Here is a 17655-nt window from a genome sequence, read left to right as displayed (position 1 = left end):
AAAAAACCCCTAACCCCTTACGAAAGGGGGTCGGATTGATCTTTTAACTAACATCTAGCTGGCGTTATAGCTTACATTAAAATTGAGCTCATTTCCGTCACTAAAAATAATCGAGTAAACGCCAGGATAAAGCTTTATTGAGGTCGGAATTATGATCGTATCACTCCCCAAATAGATTTCAGTAGTATTTACAAAGGCACTTCTTATTGATCCGTTCGAAAGTGGCACTGACTCCAATTGAAGGTAGTATGAAGGACTAAAGGAGAATGTAGAGTTGGAAATAGACGTTATTTTGAGGTTATTTGTGTCCTCGTTATCCATTATTACCTTTATCCCATGGACATTTACACTATTTAGATATCCTGAAGAATAAAATTGAATCACGAAGGTGCCGTACTGGACGTTATAGCTAGGCACGTAAGGTGAGCTTGGGACTAAACTTTGAACTACAAAATAGATAGTAACGGCGATCAGAAGAGCAACCATGACAATTACAAAAAAACTTCGTAACTTCAAGGTTATCCCCAAACAAACCCTAGTCCATCTGATATGCTCCAGCTAATATCAACGCAAGCCCTATTACAGCGACAGCCATACCAGCTATGTCAAAGCCCGAGACTGAGAACGCAAATGCTGCTGGATTAGGTTTAAGGAAAGTGTAGCTATATATTGACAGCATTATTATAGAAATTGCAACTAAAAATCCTCCAGGGAGTATCAGACCCCACACTTTCATGTTCATCTTTGGATCGAATAGTTAGCTTATCAACAAAAATAAAAAACTTTTCTGTAAATGTCCTTACTCTATAAGTGTCAGAAGATGTAATTTAGTGAATGCTGAACGACATTAAAGACACAAGATAATTAGTGGGTTTCGGGTTTGCGCATCCTAAATAACGTCATTCAGGATAAAATAAAGACAGTTCTTCCTTTAGGAAAAGGGAGAGGGTTGGATCTGTAGTCAAGTGTTGACTCACATACCAAAAAAGGCGTTTTCCTGCACACCAAGTTAGGTACGTTAATGATACATAGTTGAGATGATCCTGAGAAATTGTTTAACAACTTGATTTCATCTTATTCCCCTTTGAAACGTTCAGGAGACATTTAACGAGAATGAGGAACAGTATTATTTAATTTTTAACTGGATATTTACATGGGTAAAACTTTCAAAATTATTATCTTTTACTTATTTTTATTAACTTTATATAAATAAATCCCATCTTCATGGACGTCACACTAAAGATGGGATGAACCATAATGAGTACTTTGGTTATTCTCTAAAACTTTGCAATTTAAAGCTGAATTTAGCTTGGTTAACAATAGAGAGAATATGGTTAGTCGTGAGGAGGTTAGACGCACAGATCAGGAAAAGCTAATTGAATGGGCAACCAAATACCAGGAGGTGTTAGAAAGAGAATCCAAACGATCAGTATTTATAAAAGTTCTCTACACTGAGGAGTACAAAACTTTAAGCATAAAATTACTACTAACGGCTGTAGTTTGGTTCTTCATCGGAGGAGCTTTCGCCCTATTTTTAAGGGCGCAATCTGGCCTTTCTAGTACAGGAGTACCGGTCGTGTTAGATCCTTCCTACTATTTCCAGGCTATGACCAACCACGTTATGGACATGGTTTTTGGTCTAGCGTTCACTGCGGTGTTTTCGCTGGCTTTCTATGTAGTGCCGGCTCTGAACGGTAGTAGGTTGGTAAAGTGGCCTAAGGTCGCTAACTTCGGCTTTTGGCTTAATAACTTTGCACTGTTTTTGATGAACCTAGGCGGAATCCAGAATCAGTACTTGTTCACTTTTCTAAATCCATTACAAGCTTCACCGACGTGGTACATAGGGTACGGGTTAATGGTTGTCGGCGAATGGATGGAAATGGTATCGGTAATAGGGACGAGCTTCGAAGGTAGGGTCCAAGGGAGGCTAGTCCCCACTGCCATTGGGTTCATCGTGATGGACATGATAATGATGGCGCTGGCAAACATTTCCGTGTTCATAGCGGACATGTGGAGCCTGTTCTCCCCCATAGGTGGGTTGAACATCTACCTGTTCGGAATTCCCAACGCTGAGGTATGGAAGGGGCTTTTCTGGTTCGCCGACCACCCACTGGTGTACTTCGCGCCATATACTCTTACAGGCGCGACTATTGCTATAGCTCCACTCTATGCCAGAAGACCAATGTATAGCGTGAGGTTTACCAGGTGGCTGATACCTACGCTCTTTGTGCTGGGTTCAAGCGTTTACGTACACCACATTGTTGACGACCCTTGGCCACTCATACTCAGGGACATATTTGCCCAAACTAGTACGGCCCTTATAGCAGTACCGTTCGCCGCCCTATGGTTGCTCTTCTTCATAACTCTGGGAGATCCTAGGAAGATAAAGTGGGATCCTGGGTTTGCGTTCATCTTTGCTGGCGCTGTCTGGAACATCATAGGAGGTATTCAGGCAGAGCCAACTAATCCAACTCCTGCACTAGACCCGACAATACACAATACTGGATGGATATTCGGACACTTCCACATAATGCTAGCAATATACTCAGTAGGAGGTCTTCTTGGGGTATTGTATGTCGTAGGACCTTATCTATTTGGAAAGAAGTGGTACAGCACTAAGCTAGGGTGGATGCACTTCTGGGGATGGCAAGCTGGAATGGGACTTTTCGCTATCGCATCAAGCGAGGGTGGTTTCTTCGGCCTAATAAGGAGGGAAGTAGCGTGGGCAGGGTTCTACGAGCCTTACTACCAGCTCTTAATGATTGGCGGATGGTTAGCAGGGTTCGCTACCATAATCTTCGCCTACAACCTTGTGTTGACCTTACTGTACGGGGAGAAGATGCCTAAGACTGACATAGACCTGTGGGCTGTACAGACCATTGCCCTCGAGAGGTACGGAATGAGGAGGGAAGGGTACAAGGAAGAGGAGTTACCAGTAGCTCTACCTGCTGACGGTATGATAAGGATGGAAGAGAGCAACGGAATATCTGCAGGTTCTCCAGTGGGAACTAAAGCAGTCTCCGCATCTACTTCGTTAGAAGCTGAGGGGCAAGATAAACTAACTAGTCTAGACAACCTGAAATGAAAAGATACTCATTTTTTTCTCTAATCTAATTTTGATTTTAAATATAAACTAGATTAGTATTACTTATTTTAAAAATATAAAAAATTATTTTCCCTTTGAGATCTTCATAAACATTGTTCATGGATAATATACATAAAGATTAAGATTTAAAAAATCTATTCGTGATTTGAATAAAGGCATCTTACTTGTTTTCAATGTCTTAATTAACTGAATTTATAGCTGCATAAAGGAGATCTCTTTCCGTAACAATGCCTACAAGTCTATCCTCTACAACAGGAAGGGTGCCTATTCTCCTTTCATCCATTATCTTAACTACCTTCATTATGGTGTCTAGTCTCCTTACAGTGATTGGATTACGGGTGCCTACTTCCAATACTGGTCTCGGTTCAATTGAATTGGATAGAGACTTAACTATGTCAGCAGCAGTGACTATTCCCTTAAGCTGACCATCAATAACTATAGGCAATCTCCTGACTCCGTGTTCCACCATCAATTTAGATGCCTCAAGCGTGTTAACATTTCCTGTTATCTCCACTACGTTTTGACTCATGATTGAGTCCACTAGTCCGGAGTACACCTGAGTTGACATGAACTTGACCAAATCCCTTTCAGTGAAGATACCAACAATAATATCTCCATCCATAACCGGAACTCCGCCGATGTCGAAACTAATCATCTTCCTTATTACATCCTGTAGGCTGTCGTTAACGTTAGAAGAGATGAGCTTTTCCCTTATTAGGTCCTTAATCTTTAGCTCCAAAAGATTTCTCCCGTATTCCACGTAAGCCCTAACTATTCCTCTGGTAGTTACTATTCCCTCAGGCTTCTCATCCTTGGTTATAATAACCCTCCCAGATTTCTCTCTCGCTAATACCTCTATGAGCTCCTTCGCTTTAGCGTCCACTGACAATGACACCACTACAGGACTCATTACATCTGCGACTTTTGTCATGTGAAATATATCTACGCCAAAAGACTAAAGCTTTTCTATGAATAATATAAGAAAATCTGAAATTAATATATTGTTCTATTTTAGGACTATACCTCGCTATAATTAGTAATGATACTCCGGGTATAAGTTTGAACATAGAACTAATATTGGCTAAAAGGTAACGCGATTTCCCTAGATTAATTCTAAAAATTACCAAGTAAGACTGGGTAATGAAATATAGTTTTTCTTAATGGTATAAAAACTCTTATTATTCAATGATCATCTAACCAGGCAGGATATCTCAGGTTAAGAGATCATTAAAGATCATCAACTTTCCACTCCATTAGTCCATGAGTTTGGATATCCTATCCCACAAATAATCTACGTACTTCTCCAGTTCCTGGAAGTCTTGCTCCGAGAGTCTTTTGTACCTCCCTTGAAGAGAGGTAAAGTCCCTTAGAGGTCTTCTAGTCTCTTTCTTAAGGCAATGAAGGGACTCGTTGCTCACAGTAACCTTATCGTGCGATACCTCTATTAAAGGCCAGTAACATGTCTGAACAGCCAGTTTAGCTACCTCGGCGGTCCTCGAAGGGTCAAACAGCCACCCATAAGGGTCAGGGGTCAATACTTGAATATATCTGAACCCTTCAATGTTCTTAGCCCTTCTTAATTTATCGATGAGGTCGTGAGGATATCCCACGGACGCTGTTGCGACGTAGGGGATGTGGTGATCCAACATTAGGAACAGAAGCTCCTTCTTGTTCTCCTTCTTCCCTTCGGGGGTTGTGCTAGTCACAGCTCCGTGAGGAGTAGAACCGCTTCTCTGACCCCCCGAGTTCATGTAGGCTTCATTATCTACGCAAAGATAAATGAAGTTCTCATTTCTCTCCGCTGCTCCACTCAACGATGCAAATCCTATATCTGCAGTCCCACCGTCTCCAGCCCACACCACAACTGTAGTATCCTTGTTCCTTTGCCTGAGAGCCCTCCACATCCCTGAAGCAGCGGCAGAACCTGCAGCGAACGCGATGTTTAGAACGGGATAACCGTAAGCGTTCTTGGGCCCTATTCCTTGGATTACGGAGGAACATCCTGCAACTACTACCATGACCACATCGTTGCCCAATGCCATCCCTACCATTCTCATGGCCATATTTTCTGGACACCCTGGACACGCTGAAGTGCCAGGAAGTAAGGACTTAGATCGAAGATCTCGGAGTGCCAAGCTCAACCTCCTTCACCTCACCTGGATAGTACCACTCTACTTCCCTGAACGACTTGAACCTAAACTCCTCTATTGACTTAGATATTACATGATAGAAGTCCTTTTTCCCTATGGAGACGCCACCTAGACCTGTCACAACTCCCTTAACGGGGGAGTCTATAGTAGCTTTCATTTCAAGGTAGAGAGGGCCCCCTCTACCCAGTGATGTAGCTCTATCAAACACGATAACTCCTTTCTTGTCACCGAGCGCCCTCATAATTTCGTCAGTTGCCCACGGTCTAATGTACCTCACTCTATATAGACCGACGTTCACTCCTTCCTGTCTCAGCCTATCCACAGCCTCCATGGCGTCGAGGGACCACGCTCCCATGGTCACGACCGCGTAGTCTGCGTCCTCTAGCTTATATTCAACGTTAAGCGTCTTATAGTCTGAGAGTGGATTCAGTTTCTCGTACTCGCGACCGATCTCCCTTATGACATCTTGTGAGCTCTCTATGGACTCGTGGATGGAGTGCCTAAGTTTCATGTAATCAAAAGGTTGGAAAATGTTCCCCATACTTTCCTGAGTCTCTGGGTCTATGACGTAGGGTTGTCTCCTTGGAGGAAGGAACTCGTCCACGTCCTCCTGTGAGGGGATATATACGTTGGTCTTGGTGTGTGATAGAACGAAGCCGTCCATCCCAACCATCATAGGGAGGAATACCCTAGGATCCTCTGAGACCCTGAACGCTTGTATAGTTAGATCAAGAGCCTCTTGTGGACTTGATGCGAACGCCATTATCCAACCGCTGTCTCTTTCGCTCATGAAGTCTGTGTTTTCGTTCCAAATGTTCCAAGGAGCTCCAACAGCTCTCGTGGCGACCACCATAACTAGTGGGGCTCTGCTCCCTGCAGCCCACCAGACCATTTCGTGCATGTAAAGGAGACCTTGAGAGGAAGTCGCCGTGAAAGCCCTTACACCAGATACTGCTGCCCCTAAGGTCACTCCCATGGCAGAGTGCTCACTCTCGACCCTGACTACATCAGCACTTACCTCTCCCCGTAGCTTCATCTCCGCCAGCTCCTCAATTATGGTCGTTTGGGGAGTAATTGGGTAAATCCCAACTACTCCTACCCTCGCCAGCTTAACTGCCAGGGCCACAGCCTCATTTCCAGAGATTATCTTCCTCATGCTTCACTCACCATGGTTATTGCTTTAACTGGGCACACATTGGCACAGACTCCACATCCTTTGCAATAGACGTAGTTTACCTCAGCTTTGTTCCCTTTCACCATGATAGTACCCTCTGGGCACCACAAAAAGCACGCATTACACCCAATACACTTACTAGTTACCTCAGGTCTCACTACCCTCCAGTTCCCGGTTTTCCCTCCAGCTCCCTCTTCTGGGTGGGAAACTGGGAAGAATTGGTAGTTAGGCAACAACCGATCCCACCTCCATTACTCTGTTAAACGCGACCTCCACTGCCTTCTTGTTAAGCTCGGCTACGGACTCGCTAAACTCCGAATCTATAGCAGTCTTCAATGAATCCAAACTCGGGGTTCCAAGAACCTTGACTAGGGCACCTAGCATAACTACATTGACAAGGGGCCAGCCAGACTTGACTAGCTTGTGCTCTATGGCTATACCAGTAGCGTCCACAAGGAATAGCTTTGAGGAGAGATTGGGAGGGACTTGCTTCCAGTTCAGCAAGACCTTTCCTTCCTTCTTTAACCCCTTAAGGGGGTTAGAGATCTTGAGGAGGGTAGGATCTAATATCACCACCACGTCCGGTTCCTCAATTGGAGAAGTCTCCCTTATGGGAGAGTCTGAAATCCTACAATAGGACTCTATCTCCGCCCCCCTTCTCTCTGCACCATATATTGGGAAGGCCGAAGAGTAAAGGCCCTCTAATCCTGCAGATACTGCAAGGAGATTTGAGGCAGTGACAACGCCTTGACCCCCTCTGCCATGGAAGCGTATCTCAAGCGATGATCTCACCGATATACTATTAACTTATTAGTCTAATAAAGGTTGTTACTGAAAAATTTAAACTGATGGAACTCCATAATATATAACCTTTTGAAAGAATTCACGTCTGTGAATTATTTCTGATATAAGAGCTACTATGACTGACGCTATGGAAAGGTATGGGACAAGTAGGGAGAGTGCCAATAGAGGTAAGTAAACCAAATTTAGAGTCCTTCTATCCTTGAATCCCATCCTCGCCTTGCCTCTAGCAGAGGCTATCTCGATCACCGAAAACGCGGCTCCCAGCGCAAGTAAGATTAGGCTATGGGTAAACAGGTAAGCTAAGGGTGAGACAACTGTAAATCCAGTACCCAGAAATGAAATAGGAGTGTCCAGGTTATACCAAGATGGTCTGGACTTCAACATGTAAATCATTATGGATGAGGCCACCGCAATACCTAGAAAGAGTAAAGCTACAGGGTAGAACAACTCACTTAAAGCAGTAACTAGGAATGCAATTGACGCGAGTCCCCCAAACAGCACTTCCCTGCTAAGCCACGACGTCCGTTGGTTCAGTATTACCCTCAAGGACCTAGTGGTAACCTTAGCGTGGTTAACGGAAAGCAGTAGGGTCAGGGCCAGGAGAACGAAAGAGACTATGGAGAAGTAAGGCAACTTAAGTAGGGAGTAAACCAGGGCCACTTCACTTGACAGAGTAAAGGCTACTAAGCCCAACGAGTTCTCTTCCCTCTTTTCCTTTAACGGTGACACCTTAATTTCCTCCTTTGGGGGAGTTATCTTGAGCCTAGGTTTCGTGATGTCGGCAGGGGCTAGATAGCTAACGTTCCCATCTGGTTCATCCAGCCAACCAAAGGTGAGAGCTCCTGTGGGACAACTTTCAACGCAGTACGGCATTCCCTTACCTAGTCTATCCACACAGAGATGACACTTACCCATGGTTCCCTCCTTAGAGAAGTGGAGGGCTTCGTAGGGACATGCCCACTGACAGTACCCGCAACCTATGCACTTTTCAGCGTCTATCTTCACTACTCCCCTGCTGTCCTTAGAGATAGCTAAGGCTGGGCAAGCCTTCAGACATACAGGGTTGTCACAGTGATTACACGAAATGGAGAGAGCGGTCTTACTACCGTCTATTTGAAAGGTTGGGAGCACTCTCCAGTTTCCTCCATAAGCCTTATTACAAGCCTCGACGCATGCGTTGCAAAGTATGCACTTGTTGTGGTCAAAGGTAAATCCTAGTTTGAGTTCCCTCTCTAATCCTACAGGCTGTGCCATAGGTTATTTGTGACCGTGAATGATATTAAGGTTTATTACCTATAAATTTAAACAATTTATATGGAAAGCGATTTCTATAGAACAGCACTGATAAGAAATTTCCTGGCAAAAACCATAAAGGATATAGACGTAACCCTACAAGAAGCGACGGAAGACGATAAATACAGGGTATGTTCTCTATCCAAAGATGAGCTTGATAGTCTCCTGAACGAGACGGTAGAAAATATCGTGGGGGAAGACCTTGAAGCGACACGAAGGGGGCTCATCATCGAAAAGATAATTCTCTGGTGCCAAAGTAAATAATGTATTTGAAAATGAAGAAAGTCTATTTCAGGAGACTGGCTAGTCTTAAGGGTATAATCCTGTTACCCAAGGACGCTCCAGTCATTCACAGTATTATAAATTTTCCATAAAATTGAGAAATAAATAGAAGCAAACCGAGAATCATTATAAGAGAGTCGGAGAGCCTAATCTCTCCGTTCTTTACTAGAACGTAGGCTAAGGTACCAACGAGAAATGAGATCTCTATCATGGGGTTGAGGTAGTTGAGCTCAACTCCGTTAATCCCAGATGCAAAACCTATTATAGCTAGAAGCAGCGTAGATGCCATCACGTTTTCATTTATTACACCCAATAGAAATTCCCTCATTACGTTTTCCTTCTTTGACCTGAATGCGGTGGAGATCTCTTGGATATTGGACATGATGGGGACAATGAAAACGGCAACATAGTAGGGCGGTATGTGGAAAGCGCTGGAGATGGAGAAGATATCTTGGAGTAGCCATCCGGAAGAGAACCAGATTATTAGTCCACCTGCTAGCAATGAGGGGATGGCTCTGGCGTTTATCTTCGTTGAAGTCATCTTTATTGCGCTATAAAAAAGGAAGAGGATGAGAAAAATTATACCCCAAAGGAAATCCAGCCTCCCAAACAAGGGCAGTAAACCTAGTAATAACGAAGTGACAACTATAAAGGGGAACTCCCTCTGTTTGCCTACCTTGAAATGGCTCTTCCACCTCAGAAAATGGACTATACCGAAGAAACTGATCCCTATGACGTAGAGTGAAACTACACTACCTAAAACCGTTGAGAGGGCAACGTAATAGTTGGAACGCATAGACGACTCTATGGTTAGAATAAGCTCAGGAAGAATAGAGATGAGGGCTATAAAATAAGGGCTACCTATCTTCACCCCCCTATACATGAGTTCGACTCCCAACGCAAACATAGGTATTGACAATACCGATAGGATTAACACAAAGATATTTATACGCTAATGATCCTTTAAGCTTTTAAATTTTTTAATTAAAAAGTTTCTAAAAATCTAATGCATCTCCTAACGTGTTTTATAAATGATAACGCACTAATTTAAAGTAAATATTAAAAACCTGCTTAGTACCTCCGGATTTTTTAAAGGTCACAAGGGAGAAAGGTTTACCTACGCTACCCAGACAGTAATGAAAGTTCCAACACACCAATTTTGACACCGAGTTAGACATGCGTCTCAAAAAAGTTATGTCATTCGTAAAAGAGCGGAAAACCTCACCCTTTAGGGAAAGACTAGTTCACGACTAACTGTCCCTAACCATTCCTCTGACCTCTTCTCCGACATGGCGAGGGTTCCTCCGAGGTCTTGGGTGTTACTCTCCTTTATGCGTTGTACGGACGATTAGGAACACCTTTGTACCGTACTCGTGGAGCTTGGACGTGATACCCTCGATTAACTTATGATACGATTGGGTGTTCGCAGTGAACTTGATACCCTTGTCCCGGGAGATGGAGTAAGAGTAACCAAGGTAAACTGTTAAGACACCTAACTCTCACAGCGTCTTGGACATGTGGGAGGCTAAAGCCCTGAAGTGAAGAAGCCTGCGTTAAAGCTCGGTGAAGAGCCCCTCCATTTCTTTAAAGACAAGGATATACACCCACGGAGCACTAGGGAGCCGGCAAGATACAAGTTTCAATACGAAGTCAAATTCTTAGGATATAATTGGTGGTAATTCATCCCATTTTCCTTTGTTTAATGTTTTTAAAATTATTAAGGATAGTTAAAAATTTAGCTTCTTTCATACAAATTTATGCATCAAATGTTTTTAAATAAAAACTTATAAAGGTCGGGGTCATAAGGTTTCTCATGAGTGTATCTTCGAAGAAGAGGAACTACATGGATATAGTAAGGGAGATACTATCATTGAGTAAGGATGGGATAAGAAAGACTAACCTGATGATAAAGGCTAGGCTTAGCTTTGATCTTCTTAAGAAGTATCTAATGACTCTCGAATCGTTGAAGTTAGTGGAGGAGAGGGACAGAAAAATATGGACTACAGGTAAGGGGATGGAGGTGTTAGAGATTATGAGGAGGTTAGACAAGATAAAAAGTGAAGAGATCTCCCTTAGGGAGAGGTTGCAGAGACTTATCTCTGATGATGGCTACTCTTTCACTCAGAGTTCCTTTGGGTTAATGGACGAGATAAGGGATCTATTGAAATCTCGTTCAATATCTTTTCAAGAAGTTAATGGTGCTATAGTAACAAGTAACTTGGTGATCATGGAAGAAAATAACGTGTACGGGAGGTCAATGTTCCATCGGTTACCTAGACTCATAATAGGTAAGGAGCTTTCAGTGTATTCAGACGGAAAGAATGTGAGAATATTAAATAACCCAAATTTAATGCGATTCCTGGTTGATGTCTTAAGTAAAAAGATAAACGTGGAAGCCTGATTGGAATGTCTAAATAGAAGGTAGATTTTCAGGAATCATCTCCTGGATTCACTTTTTCGGTTCAACCTTTCCCATGGCGTAAACCTTTCTTAGAGCCGTTGCCCTCAGGCGTCCATCCTCGTCCTCATTGTTCACTACCGACTTCAGGACAGGAATAGCCTTCAGACTTGAGGTCTCAGCAAGGGCTTCAATGGCGGATGACCTCACCGTGGGGAACTCATCTTTAACTAAGGCCGATAACGGTTCTACGGCCCTTTCACCAAACTTACCGAGCCATCTAGTGGCAGATTCTCTTATGGGGAGGCTTTCCCCATTAAACGCCTTCTCCACAAGGAAATTGAAGTTCTCCTGAGACCCGAAGTTGGCAAGGGCCTCTATGACTGCAGATCTCACCACATCAAGGTGACTGTCCTCAGAGTAATACTTCCTGACGGTCTCCTCATACCTTTGAATGCTTATTTTGCCCAGACTACGTAGAAGCTCTGCCTTAACGTAGTAGCTATCCTCCTTCTGAAGTAAACTATTGACGAACTCGGCTGCTTCTTCATCATACTTAAACTCTGAAAGAGACTTAGCTACACCTCTCCTAGCCTTTGAATTAGCAGGAACGTGGTCCTTTAGCTCCTTTAACGCCCCCTTGGTCTTTACTTTCCCTAGGTTAATTGCTGCTTCATAAGATACCCCCCAAAACTTGTGGTCCAACAATTTACCTAAAGCGTTTACAGCCCTTTCGCTCGTGAACTTGGAGAGCGAATTTGCTGCCCTTATGCTACACATAACGTCCCTATCGTCAGCCTCGCGTATGAGAAGCTCCTCGCCCTGATTATCGTTGACCCACACGAAGGTTCGAAATTCAGGGTCCACACATATGTAAAGCAGGCTTTTGGGCAGGTCTAGTTCCATTTTCTTGGATTCCATTTTTACCTTCCTAATTTCCTCGCCACTGGATGTAACAATTTTCACATCGATCTCTAGGGGAAATAAAACATCCTGGGCTTGTTCCAGAATCATGACAGGTTTGTCAGAGTACCTAACGCTGAGGCTTAGCTCAGGGTGCCCTGCCGAGTATAGGTAAAGGTCAAAAAACTGGGTGAGATCTAGCCCTGAGGTCCTCTCCATAACTTTTCTGAAGTCTTCAGTGTCAACGGCCTTTCCTGAAAATTCCTCAAGGTAATTCCTTATCCCTTCCCTGAATATCTCATCTCCCACGATGTTCCTCAACGTGTGGAGCACTAGGGAACCCTTCCTGTAGGTGTGCCTATCGAAAAGCTCGTCTGGCCATTTATAATATCTAAACACAATGGGTCTGGAGTACTCTGAGTACTCTTCCAGATATGTCTTGAATTTTATATACAGATCGTAGATAAACTCGTCCTTCCCCTTTATCTTCTCCGTGAATAGGGCTTGAAAATAGCTAGCAAAGGCTTCGTTGAGCCATATGTTAGCCCAATCCTTAGTGGTTACCAGGTCGCCGAACCACTGGTGGGCCAGCTCATGGGAGATCAGGGAACTGGCATCGTAGTCTTGCTCTGCCCTCTTGTCGTGGAGAACCCTCCAGGTTAAATGGGTATTGGTTATGTACTCCATTCCTCCGTTCATTCCGTATAGCACAACCTGGGAGTATCTCTTGTAAGGGTACTTTACGCCCGTGTAATTGGAGAAGAATTCCATTGCCTGCCTAGTCACACCCAAATTCCACAGAAAGCCCTCTTTCCCTTTGGGCAGGTAGTACTCGAGGGATACCCCTTCCCACTCTTCCTTAAACTGGTGGAACTCCCCTATGGCTATGCTGTTCAAATAGAAAGAGTGAGGGTAGGACATCTCCCAAGTGAATTCTCTCCACTCTCCTGCCTCTTTTACTTCCAACAGGTCACCGTTGGAAATAGCCAGAAGAGGTTTCCTGACCATTATCTTCATCCTTGTCCTAGTTTTAACGCCAGGTTCAGTAATGCACGGTATCCAGTAGGACGGGTTTTCGGTCTCTCCAGTTGACGCTATCTCCAGCGTGTCTCCCTTAACCACCCTTACAGTCCCAAGGAACCTCCCCCTGTACTTTATTGCCACTAAGTTCCGTCCCTTTTCCACCTGGAACCTAAACGTTCTTCCGTCATACTGGAAATTGCTCTCTCCATTTAACGAAAAGGATATGACTTCGAAGTGAACACCTTCCAGGAACATATTACCCTTTACGCACTCCAATATAAGCTCTGCAATTCCCTCGAACTCTACGCCGTCTACCTTCAATTCGTAATTGGCTTGGACAATACTACAAGGTATAGCTATAGGGTAATGCTTTTCGTGTTCCTTAAGTAGATAACCCCTTCCCAACCTCGCTTCAGGGGCTTCACTTGGAGGTACGTAGCTCATGTATGATTTAAGATTTTAGGAGATTAAATTTCTACTCGTTAAATTTGTTCAAACCATCACTTGAGACGAAAAATTTGGGCAAGCTGTTGTATTGGACTGACACTATGACAACCCGTATGGGAGGTTCCTAAATATTCCTTTTGGTCTAGACTGCCTTGCAAGATAAACCAACGATTAAGAACCTCACATCCTTCTAAGAGTAAATTCCTGGCCTTTTGCGGCTCCCATTTTCCCAGACTTACGCAAGTTGAGGGAGAAATTTTAGTACGTAGAAATATTTCTAAGAAAGGATAAAACATTTAAGCTTTTCTAACATCATTTTGTAATTTCTATCGTTAATTTTTTAGAGTTTCTAAGATTTAGCTTAAATAACAACTAATGATGATTACGTCTATAATCTCTTATTAGCGTGGAATAGGTTATATTATAGATGTATCCTGCCCAAATTGGCTATTACAAACCTGACAGCCTGGGCGACGCCTTAGATTTTCTTGAAGGCAAGGACGCTAAGGTTCTAGCAGGTGGCATGAGCATTATTCCTATGCTTAAGCTCAGGATCTTAAGGCCAAAGTACCTCGTTGACATTGGCGATCTAAAGGAACTATCCTTTATAAAGGAGGGAGAAGTTACAGCGATAGGGGCCACAACTAGACACAGGGATCTAGCCTCTCATAAAATCCCAGGTCTAGAACTGATCCAGGAGACCGCCTCAAAGGTAGGCGATGTCCAGGTAAGAAACATGGGGACTGTAGGTGGAAGTCTCTGCAACGCAGACCCTTCAGCTGACTACCCTGCAGTCTTCACTGCCTTAGAGGCCAGGATGGTTCTAAGGTCCAGGTCAGGGGTGAGGGAAGTGGACGCAAACGAGTTCTTCAAGGGGCCTTTCTCAACAAGTCTAAAGCAAGATGAGGTCCTGGAGCAGATCAAGGTTAGATCTCTAAAGGGGTATTACCAAACCTACAAAAAGATCGTTAGGAGAGCAGGGGACTACGCCCTCGTTGGTCTCGCCCTGGCGATAAAACTGGACTCTGGGATTGTGAAGGATGTTAGGATATCTTTCACTGGAGTTGATGAAAAGCCTTACAGGGCTAGGGAAGCTGAAAAGGCTCTAATGGACTCGAAGCTTGATGAAAGTAAGATATCTGAGGCTTCGAATCTGGCGTCTAGGGGAGCCAATCCACCTTCCGATTCCAGAGGTTCCTCCTCTTATAGAAGAGAGGTGATGAGGAGGTTATTAAAAAATACATTGGAGGGGATCTTAAATGCTAGTTGAACCTGGTCAAAAGGCTAAGATAAAGGTAAAAGTGAACGGAGTACTCCACGAGGTAGAAGTTGAGCCCAGGAAGCTCCTTGTGGACTTCCTCAGAGAGGACTTGAACCTAACCGGTTCAAAGGTAGGGTGTGATACCTCAACGTGTGGAGCTTGTACGGTTCTGGTAGACGGTAAGTCAGTCAAGTCCTGTACCATGCTGGCTGTTCAGGCCGATGGCAAGGAAATTGTGACTATTGAGGGGCTGTCTTCAGACTCCAAGCTTAGTCCAATCCAACAGGCCTTCAAGGATAACTTCGCGCTGCAGTGTGGCTTCTGCACAGCCGGGATGATAGTCCAAACTCATTATATCCTGTCAGAAAGGAAGGAGATTACAGAGGAAGAGGCGAGGGATCTGATTCACGGAAACATATGCAGATGCACAGGTTACCAGAACATTATTAACGCCATAATGGATGCGTCAAGGAGGATGAGACAATGAGCTACTCAGGAAAATCCGTTAAAAGACTATACGACGATAAGTTTGTCACAGGAAGAAGCACGTATGTAGACGACCTAAAAGTTAACGCCCTCTACGCAGCATTTGTCAGGAGCACAGTGCCTCACGGTAGGTTCAAGGTCAGCAAGGAAGACGCTCTAAAGGTCAAGGGCGTAATCGCGGTTTATACCGGTAGCGAACTAAATCAAATAATTAAGGAAGGTATAGGTCCCTGGACCACGTACATTGACCCTAGACCCTGGAAGATCCCCAAGTGGAAATTTGCGGAGCATGAGACCAAGTACAACGGTGAGCCCATTGCCATGGTAATAGCAACAGACAAGTATTCCGCAAGGGATGGGGCGGATGCCGTAAACGTGGACTATGAGACCATGGACGCTGTAATAGACATGGAGAGAGCCTCCAAGAACGAGATCCTGGTTCATAAGGAGCTTGGGACAAACATAGGTTATGAAGGGAATTTCAACGCGGGAGATGTCGAAAAAGCCCTTGCCAACGCCGATAGGAGGGTCGAGGTCGAGATAGGCAACAACAGGTTGATCCCCTCACCTATGGAACCTAGGGGGATCATCTCTCAATATGATGGCATAAACTTGACCATATGGTACTCCACACAGATACCGCACTTCGCCAGGTCAGAGTTTTCCAGAATATTTGGAATCCCAGAGAGCAGAATTAGAGTAATAATGCCTGACGTCGGTGGGGGATTCGGTAGCAAAGCCCACTTTATTCCAGAGGAGCTAGCCGTAATAGCGTCCTCCATAAAATTGGGGAGACCTGTTAGATGGACAGCCACAAGGACTGAAGAAATGATGGCGACCAACTCTAGACATAACGTGTTCAAGGGGGAAATAGGTTTCAAGAACGACGGAACCCTTGTGGCTATTAAGGGGACCTTAGACGTTGAGTTGGGAGCTTACCTTACGTATACCGAGGGGCTTCAGCCAACCATAATACCACCCATGATCCCAGGGCCGTATAAGGTCAGGGACTTGGCGATTAAAAGTAGAGCAATATACACAAACACCATCCCAATTACCATGTACAGAGGTGCCAGCAGACCTGAGGCTACCTTTATAATAGAGAGGATAATGAGCACTGTAGCTGACGAGCTCAAGATGGACGACGTTGAAGTGAGGCTAAGGAACCTTGTCAAGGAGGAACAGATGCCCTACGTGAATCCTTTTGGGCTAAAGTACGATACTGGAGACTACCCAACTCTACTTAAGGAAGGAGTTAAAGTGATGGAGTATAATAAAATGAAGGAGTGGGCGGCTGAGGAAAGGAGGAAAGGTAAGAGAGTTGGAGTAGGTTTAGCGTTCTACCTTGAAATATGTGGGTTCGGACCCTACGAGTTCGCTGAAACTAGGGTGACAGAGGACGGGAGCGTGATCGTCTCCATTGGCGGAACGCCCCACGGTCAAGGTACTGAGACAGCTATAGCCCAACTGGTGGCTGACGAGTTGCAGATACCCATAGAGAAGATTAAGGTGGTGTGGGGGGACAGTGACGCTGTTCCATCAGGTACAGGTACCTACGGTTCCAGAACGTTAGCAATTGCCGGAAGTGCAGCTGTGGCATCTAGCAGACAGGCTTTAGAGAAGATGAGAAAGGTCGCAGCTAGATCCATGAAGGCTGACGTGGAGGAGATAGAGTATAGGAATGGGGAGTTTGTGCATAAGAAGGAAGGTAAGAAGGTCACTTGGGACGCGGTAGCCAGAGAAGCCTACTCAGGGAGAGAACCAGGTGTCACAGCTAGCGTGACGTTGGAGGGAGACGTGACCTTCCCCTATGGAGTCCATATGGCAGTAGTTGAGGTGGACGATTACGGGATAGCGAAGGTGAAGGAATACAGAGCCTACGACGATATAGGAAGAGTAATAAATCCTGCATTGGCGGAGGGGCAAGTACATGGTGGAGGGACTCAGGCTGTGGGACAAGCGTTGTACGAACTGGCTATAATAAATGAGAACGGTCAACTTGCGGTAACTTACGCTGACTACTTCGTTCCCACGGCAGTTGAGGCACCGAAGTTCAAAAGTTACTTTGCTGAGAAATACCATCCATCAGCGTACCTGACTAAGAGCAAGGGAGTAGGGGAGGCGTCCCTCATAGTCGGACCAGCTGCTATTGTTAGGGCACTTGAGGACGCTACAGGGAAGAGGCTGAACAAAACGCCTGTACTCCCGGAAGAATTAATAAAATAATTTTTATTTTTAATTTTTATTAGATTTTCTTAAAAGTTATGGACTAAGATAGTCCTTTTATAGCTTCTCGAAACGTTTGAACTCTAGAAGCGACAGTTAACG

Annotated in this window: 16 protein-coding genes; 6 read left to right on the top strand and 10 right to left on the bottom strand. The window is 44.5% G+C overall.

Features of this window, described 5'->3' with window-relative positions; genetic code table 11:
* Positions 1-54: 54 nt before the first annotated feature.
* On the bottom strand, positions 55-516 hold the full coding sequence (locus tag GWK48_RS06740; RefSeq protein ID WP_246263760.1) for a hypothetical protein: 462 nt from the start codon (positions 514-516) through the stop codon (positions 55-57).
* A gap of 19 nt (positions 517-535) precedes the next feature.
* Complete coding sequence (locus GWK48_RS06735) at positions 536-736, bottom strand: hypothetical protein (RefSeq protein ID WP_246263759.1); 201 nt, start codon at positions 734-736, stop codon at positions 536-538.
* A 594-nt stretch (positions 737-1330) separates the two neighbouring features.
* On the opposite strand from GWK48_RS06735, the gene GWK48_RS06730 reads away from it, so the two are divergent.
* Positions 1331-3085: a cbb3-type cytochrome c oxidase subunit I gene (locus tag GWK48_RS06730; RefSeq protein WP_174630770.1), complete on the top strand. Its 1755-nt coding sequence runs from the start codon at positions 1331-1333 to the stop codon at positions 3083-3085.
* A 199-nt stretch (positions 3086-3284) separates the two neighbouring features.
* Here GWK48_RS06730 and GWK48_RS06725 read toward each other — a convergent pair whose 3' ends face one another.
* From GWK48_RS06725 to GWK48_RS06700, 6 genes are all read right to left on the bottom strand, one after another.
* Positions 3285-4037 carry a CBS domain-containing protein gene (locus tag GWK48_RS06725; RefSeq protein WP_174630768.1) on the bottom strand — a complete coding sequence of 251 codons (753 nt, stop codon included), beginning with the start codon at positions 4035-4037 and terminating at the stop codon, positions 3285-3287.
* Between the two features lie 322 nt (positions 4038-4359).
* On the bottom strand, positions 4360-5247 hold the full coding sequence (gene porB, locus GWK48_RS06720) for a pyruvate synthase subunit PorB (RefSeq protein WP_174630760.1): 888 nt from the start codon (positions 5245-5247) through the stop codon (positions 4360-4362).
* On the bottom strand, positions 5216-6412 hold the full coding sequence (locus GWK48_RS06715) for a pyruvate ferredoxin oxidoreductase (protein WP_174630758.1): 1197 nt from the start codon (positions 6410-6412) through the stop codon (positions 5216-5218). Before GWK48_RS06715 ends, porB begins: the two co-directional genes overlap by 32 nt.
* Positions 6409-6666 carry a 4Fe-4S dicluster domain-containing protein gene (locus GWK48_RS06710; protein ID WP_174630756.1) on the bottom strand — a complete coding sequence of 86 codons (258 nt, stop codon included), beginning with the start codon at positions 6664-6666 and terminating at the stop codon, positions 6409-6411. Before GWK48_RS06710 ends, GWK48_RS06715 begins: the two co-directional genes overlap by 4 nt.
* Positions 6656-7222 (bottom strand): 2-oxoacid:acceptor oxidoreductase subunit gamma family protein, encoded by a 567-nt coding sequence (locus tag GWK48_RS06705; protein ID WP_174630754.1) that lies wholly within the window; start codon positions 7220-7222, stop codon positions 6656-6658. Before GWK48_RS06705 ends, GWK48_RS06710 begins: the two co-directional genes overlap by 11 nt.
* Before the next feature lie 48 nt (positions 7223-7270).
* Positions 7271-8488 (bottom strand): 4Fe-4S dicluster domain-containing protein, encoded by a 1218-nt coding sequence (locus GWK48_RS06700; protein ID WP_174630753.1) that lies wholly within the window; start codon positions 8486-8488, stop codon positions 7271-7273.
* Between the two features lie 60 nt (positions 8489-8548).
* On the opposite strand from GWK48_RS06700, the gene GWK48_RS06695 reads away from it, so the two are divergent.
* On the top strand, positions 8549-8791 hold the full coding sequence (locus GWK48_RS06695) for a hypothetical protein (RefSeq protein ID WP_174630751.1): 243 nt from the start codon (positions 8549-8551) through the stop codon (positions 8789-8791).
* Positions 8792-8876: 85 nt separating this feature from the next.
* Here GWK48_RS06695 and GWK48_RS06690 read toward each other — a convergent pair whose 3' ends face one another.
* Entirely contained in the window at positions 8877-9746 is an 870-nt protein-coding gene (locus tag GWK48_RS06690; protein WP_246263758.1) for a sodium:calcium antiporter, read from the bottom strand.
* 876 nt (positions 9747-10622) lie between these two features.
* On the opposite strand from GWK48_RS06690, the gene sso10a reads away from it, so the two are divergent.
* Positions 10623-11210, top strand: coding sequence for an Sso10a family chromatin protein (sso10a, locus tag GWK48_RS06685; protein WP_174630750.1), 588 nt, complete (start codon positions 10623-10625; stop codon positions 11208-11210).
* A 48-nt stretch (positions 11211-11258) separates the two neighbouring features.
* On the opposite strand, the gene GWK48_RS06680 is transcribed toward sso10a, so the two are convergent.
* Positions 11259-13577: a M1 family metallopeptidase gene (locus tag GWK48_RS06680; protein ID WP_174630748.1), complete on the bottom strand. Its 2319-nt coding sequence runs from the start codon at positions 13575-13577 to the stop codon at positions 11259-11261.
* A gap of 430 nt (positions 13578-14007) precedes the next feature.
* Between GWK48_RS06680 and cutB the strand changes: the two genes are divergently transcribed.
* The 3 genes from cutB to cutA are packed head-to-tail and all read left to right on the top strand — an operon-like array spanning position 14008 to position 17553.
* Positions 14008-14850: a glyceraldehyde dehydrogenase subunit beta gene (cutB, locus tag GWK48_RS06675; protein ID WP_174630746.1), complete on the top strand. Its 843-nt coding sequence runs from the start codon at positions 14008-14010 to the stop codon at positions 14848-14850.
* On the top strand, positions 14840-15328 hold the full coding sequence (locus GWK48_RS06670; protein ID WP_174630744.1) for a (2Fe-2S)-binding protein: 489 nt from the start codon (positions 14840-14842) through the stop codon (positions 15326-15328). Before cutB ends, GWK48_RS06670 begins: the two co-directional genes overlap by 11 nt.
* On the top strand, positions 15325-17553 hold the full coding sequence (gene cutA / locus GWK48_RS06665; RefSeq protein WP_174630742.1) for a glyceraldehyde dehydrogenase subunit alpha: 2229 nt from the start codon (positions 15325-15327) through the stop codon (positions 17551-17553). The genes GWK48_RS06670 and cutA overlap by 4 nt, the downstream gene beginning before the upstream one ends.
* Positions 17554-17655 lie beyond the last annotated feature (102 nt).

It is taken from the genome of Metallosphaera tengchongensis (assembly GCF_013343295.1).
Lineage (GTDB): Archaea > Thermoproteota > Thermoprotei_A > Sulfolobales > Sulfolobaceae > Metallosphaera > Metallosphaera tengchongensis.
This window is presented reverse-complemented; position numbering and strand designations above follow the sequence as displayed.

Coding starts and splice junctions, on each gene's coding strand:
- GWK48_RS06735 (WP_246263759.1), bottom strand. CDS start 736: ATGAAAGTGTGGGGTCTGATACTCCCTGGAGGATTTTTAGTTGCAATT.
- GWK48_RS06730 (WP_174630770.1), top strand. CDS start 1,331: ATGGTTAGTCGTGAGGAGGTTAGACGCACAGATCAGGAAAAGCTAATT.
- GWK48_RS06725 (WP_174630768.1), bottom strand. CDS start 4,037: ATGACAAAAGTCGCAGATGTAATGAGTCCTGTAGTGGTGTCATTGTCA.
- GWK48_RS06715 (WP_174630758.1), bottom strand. CDS start 6,412: ATGAGGAAGATAATCTCTGGAAATGAGGCTGTGGCCCTGGCAGTTAAG.
- GWK48_RS06700 (WP_174630753.1), bottom strand. CDS start 8,488: ATGGCACAGCCTGTAGGATTAGAGAGGGAACTCAAACTAGGATTTACC.
- GWK48_RS06695 (WP_174630751.1), top strand. CDS start 8,549: ATGGAAAGCGATTTCTATAGAACAGCACTGATAAGAAATTTCCTGGCA.
- sso10a (WP_174630750.1), top strand. CDS start 10,623: ATGAGTGTATCTTCGAAGAAGAGGAACTACATGGATATAGTAAGGGAG.
- GWK48_RS06680 (WP_174630748.1), bottom strand. CDS start 13,577: ATGAGCTACGTACCTCCAAGTGAAGCCCCTGAAGCGAGGTTGGGAAGG.
- cutB (WP_174630746.1), top strand. CDS start 14,008: ATGTATCCTGCCCAAATTGGCTATTACAAACCTGACAGCCTGGGCGAC.
- GWK48_RS06670 (WP_174630744.1), top strand. CDS start 14,840: ATGCTAGTTGAACCTGGTCAAAAGGCTAAGATAAAGGTAAAAGTGAAC.
- cutA (WP_174630742.1), top strand. CDS start 15,325: ATGAGCTACTCAGGAAAATCCGTTAAAAGACTATACGACGATAAGTTT.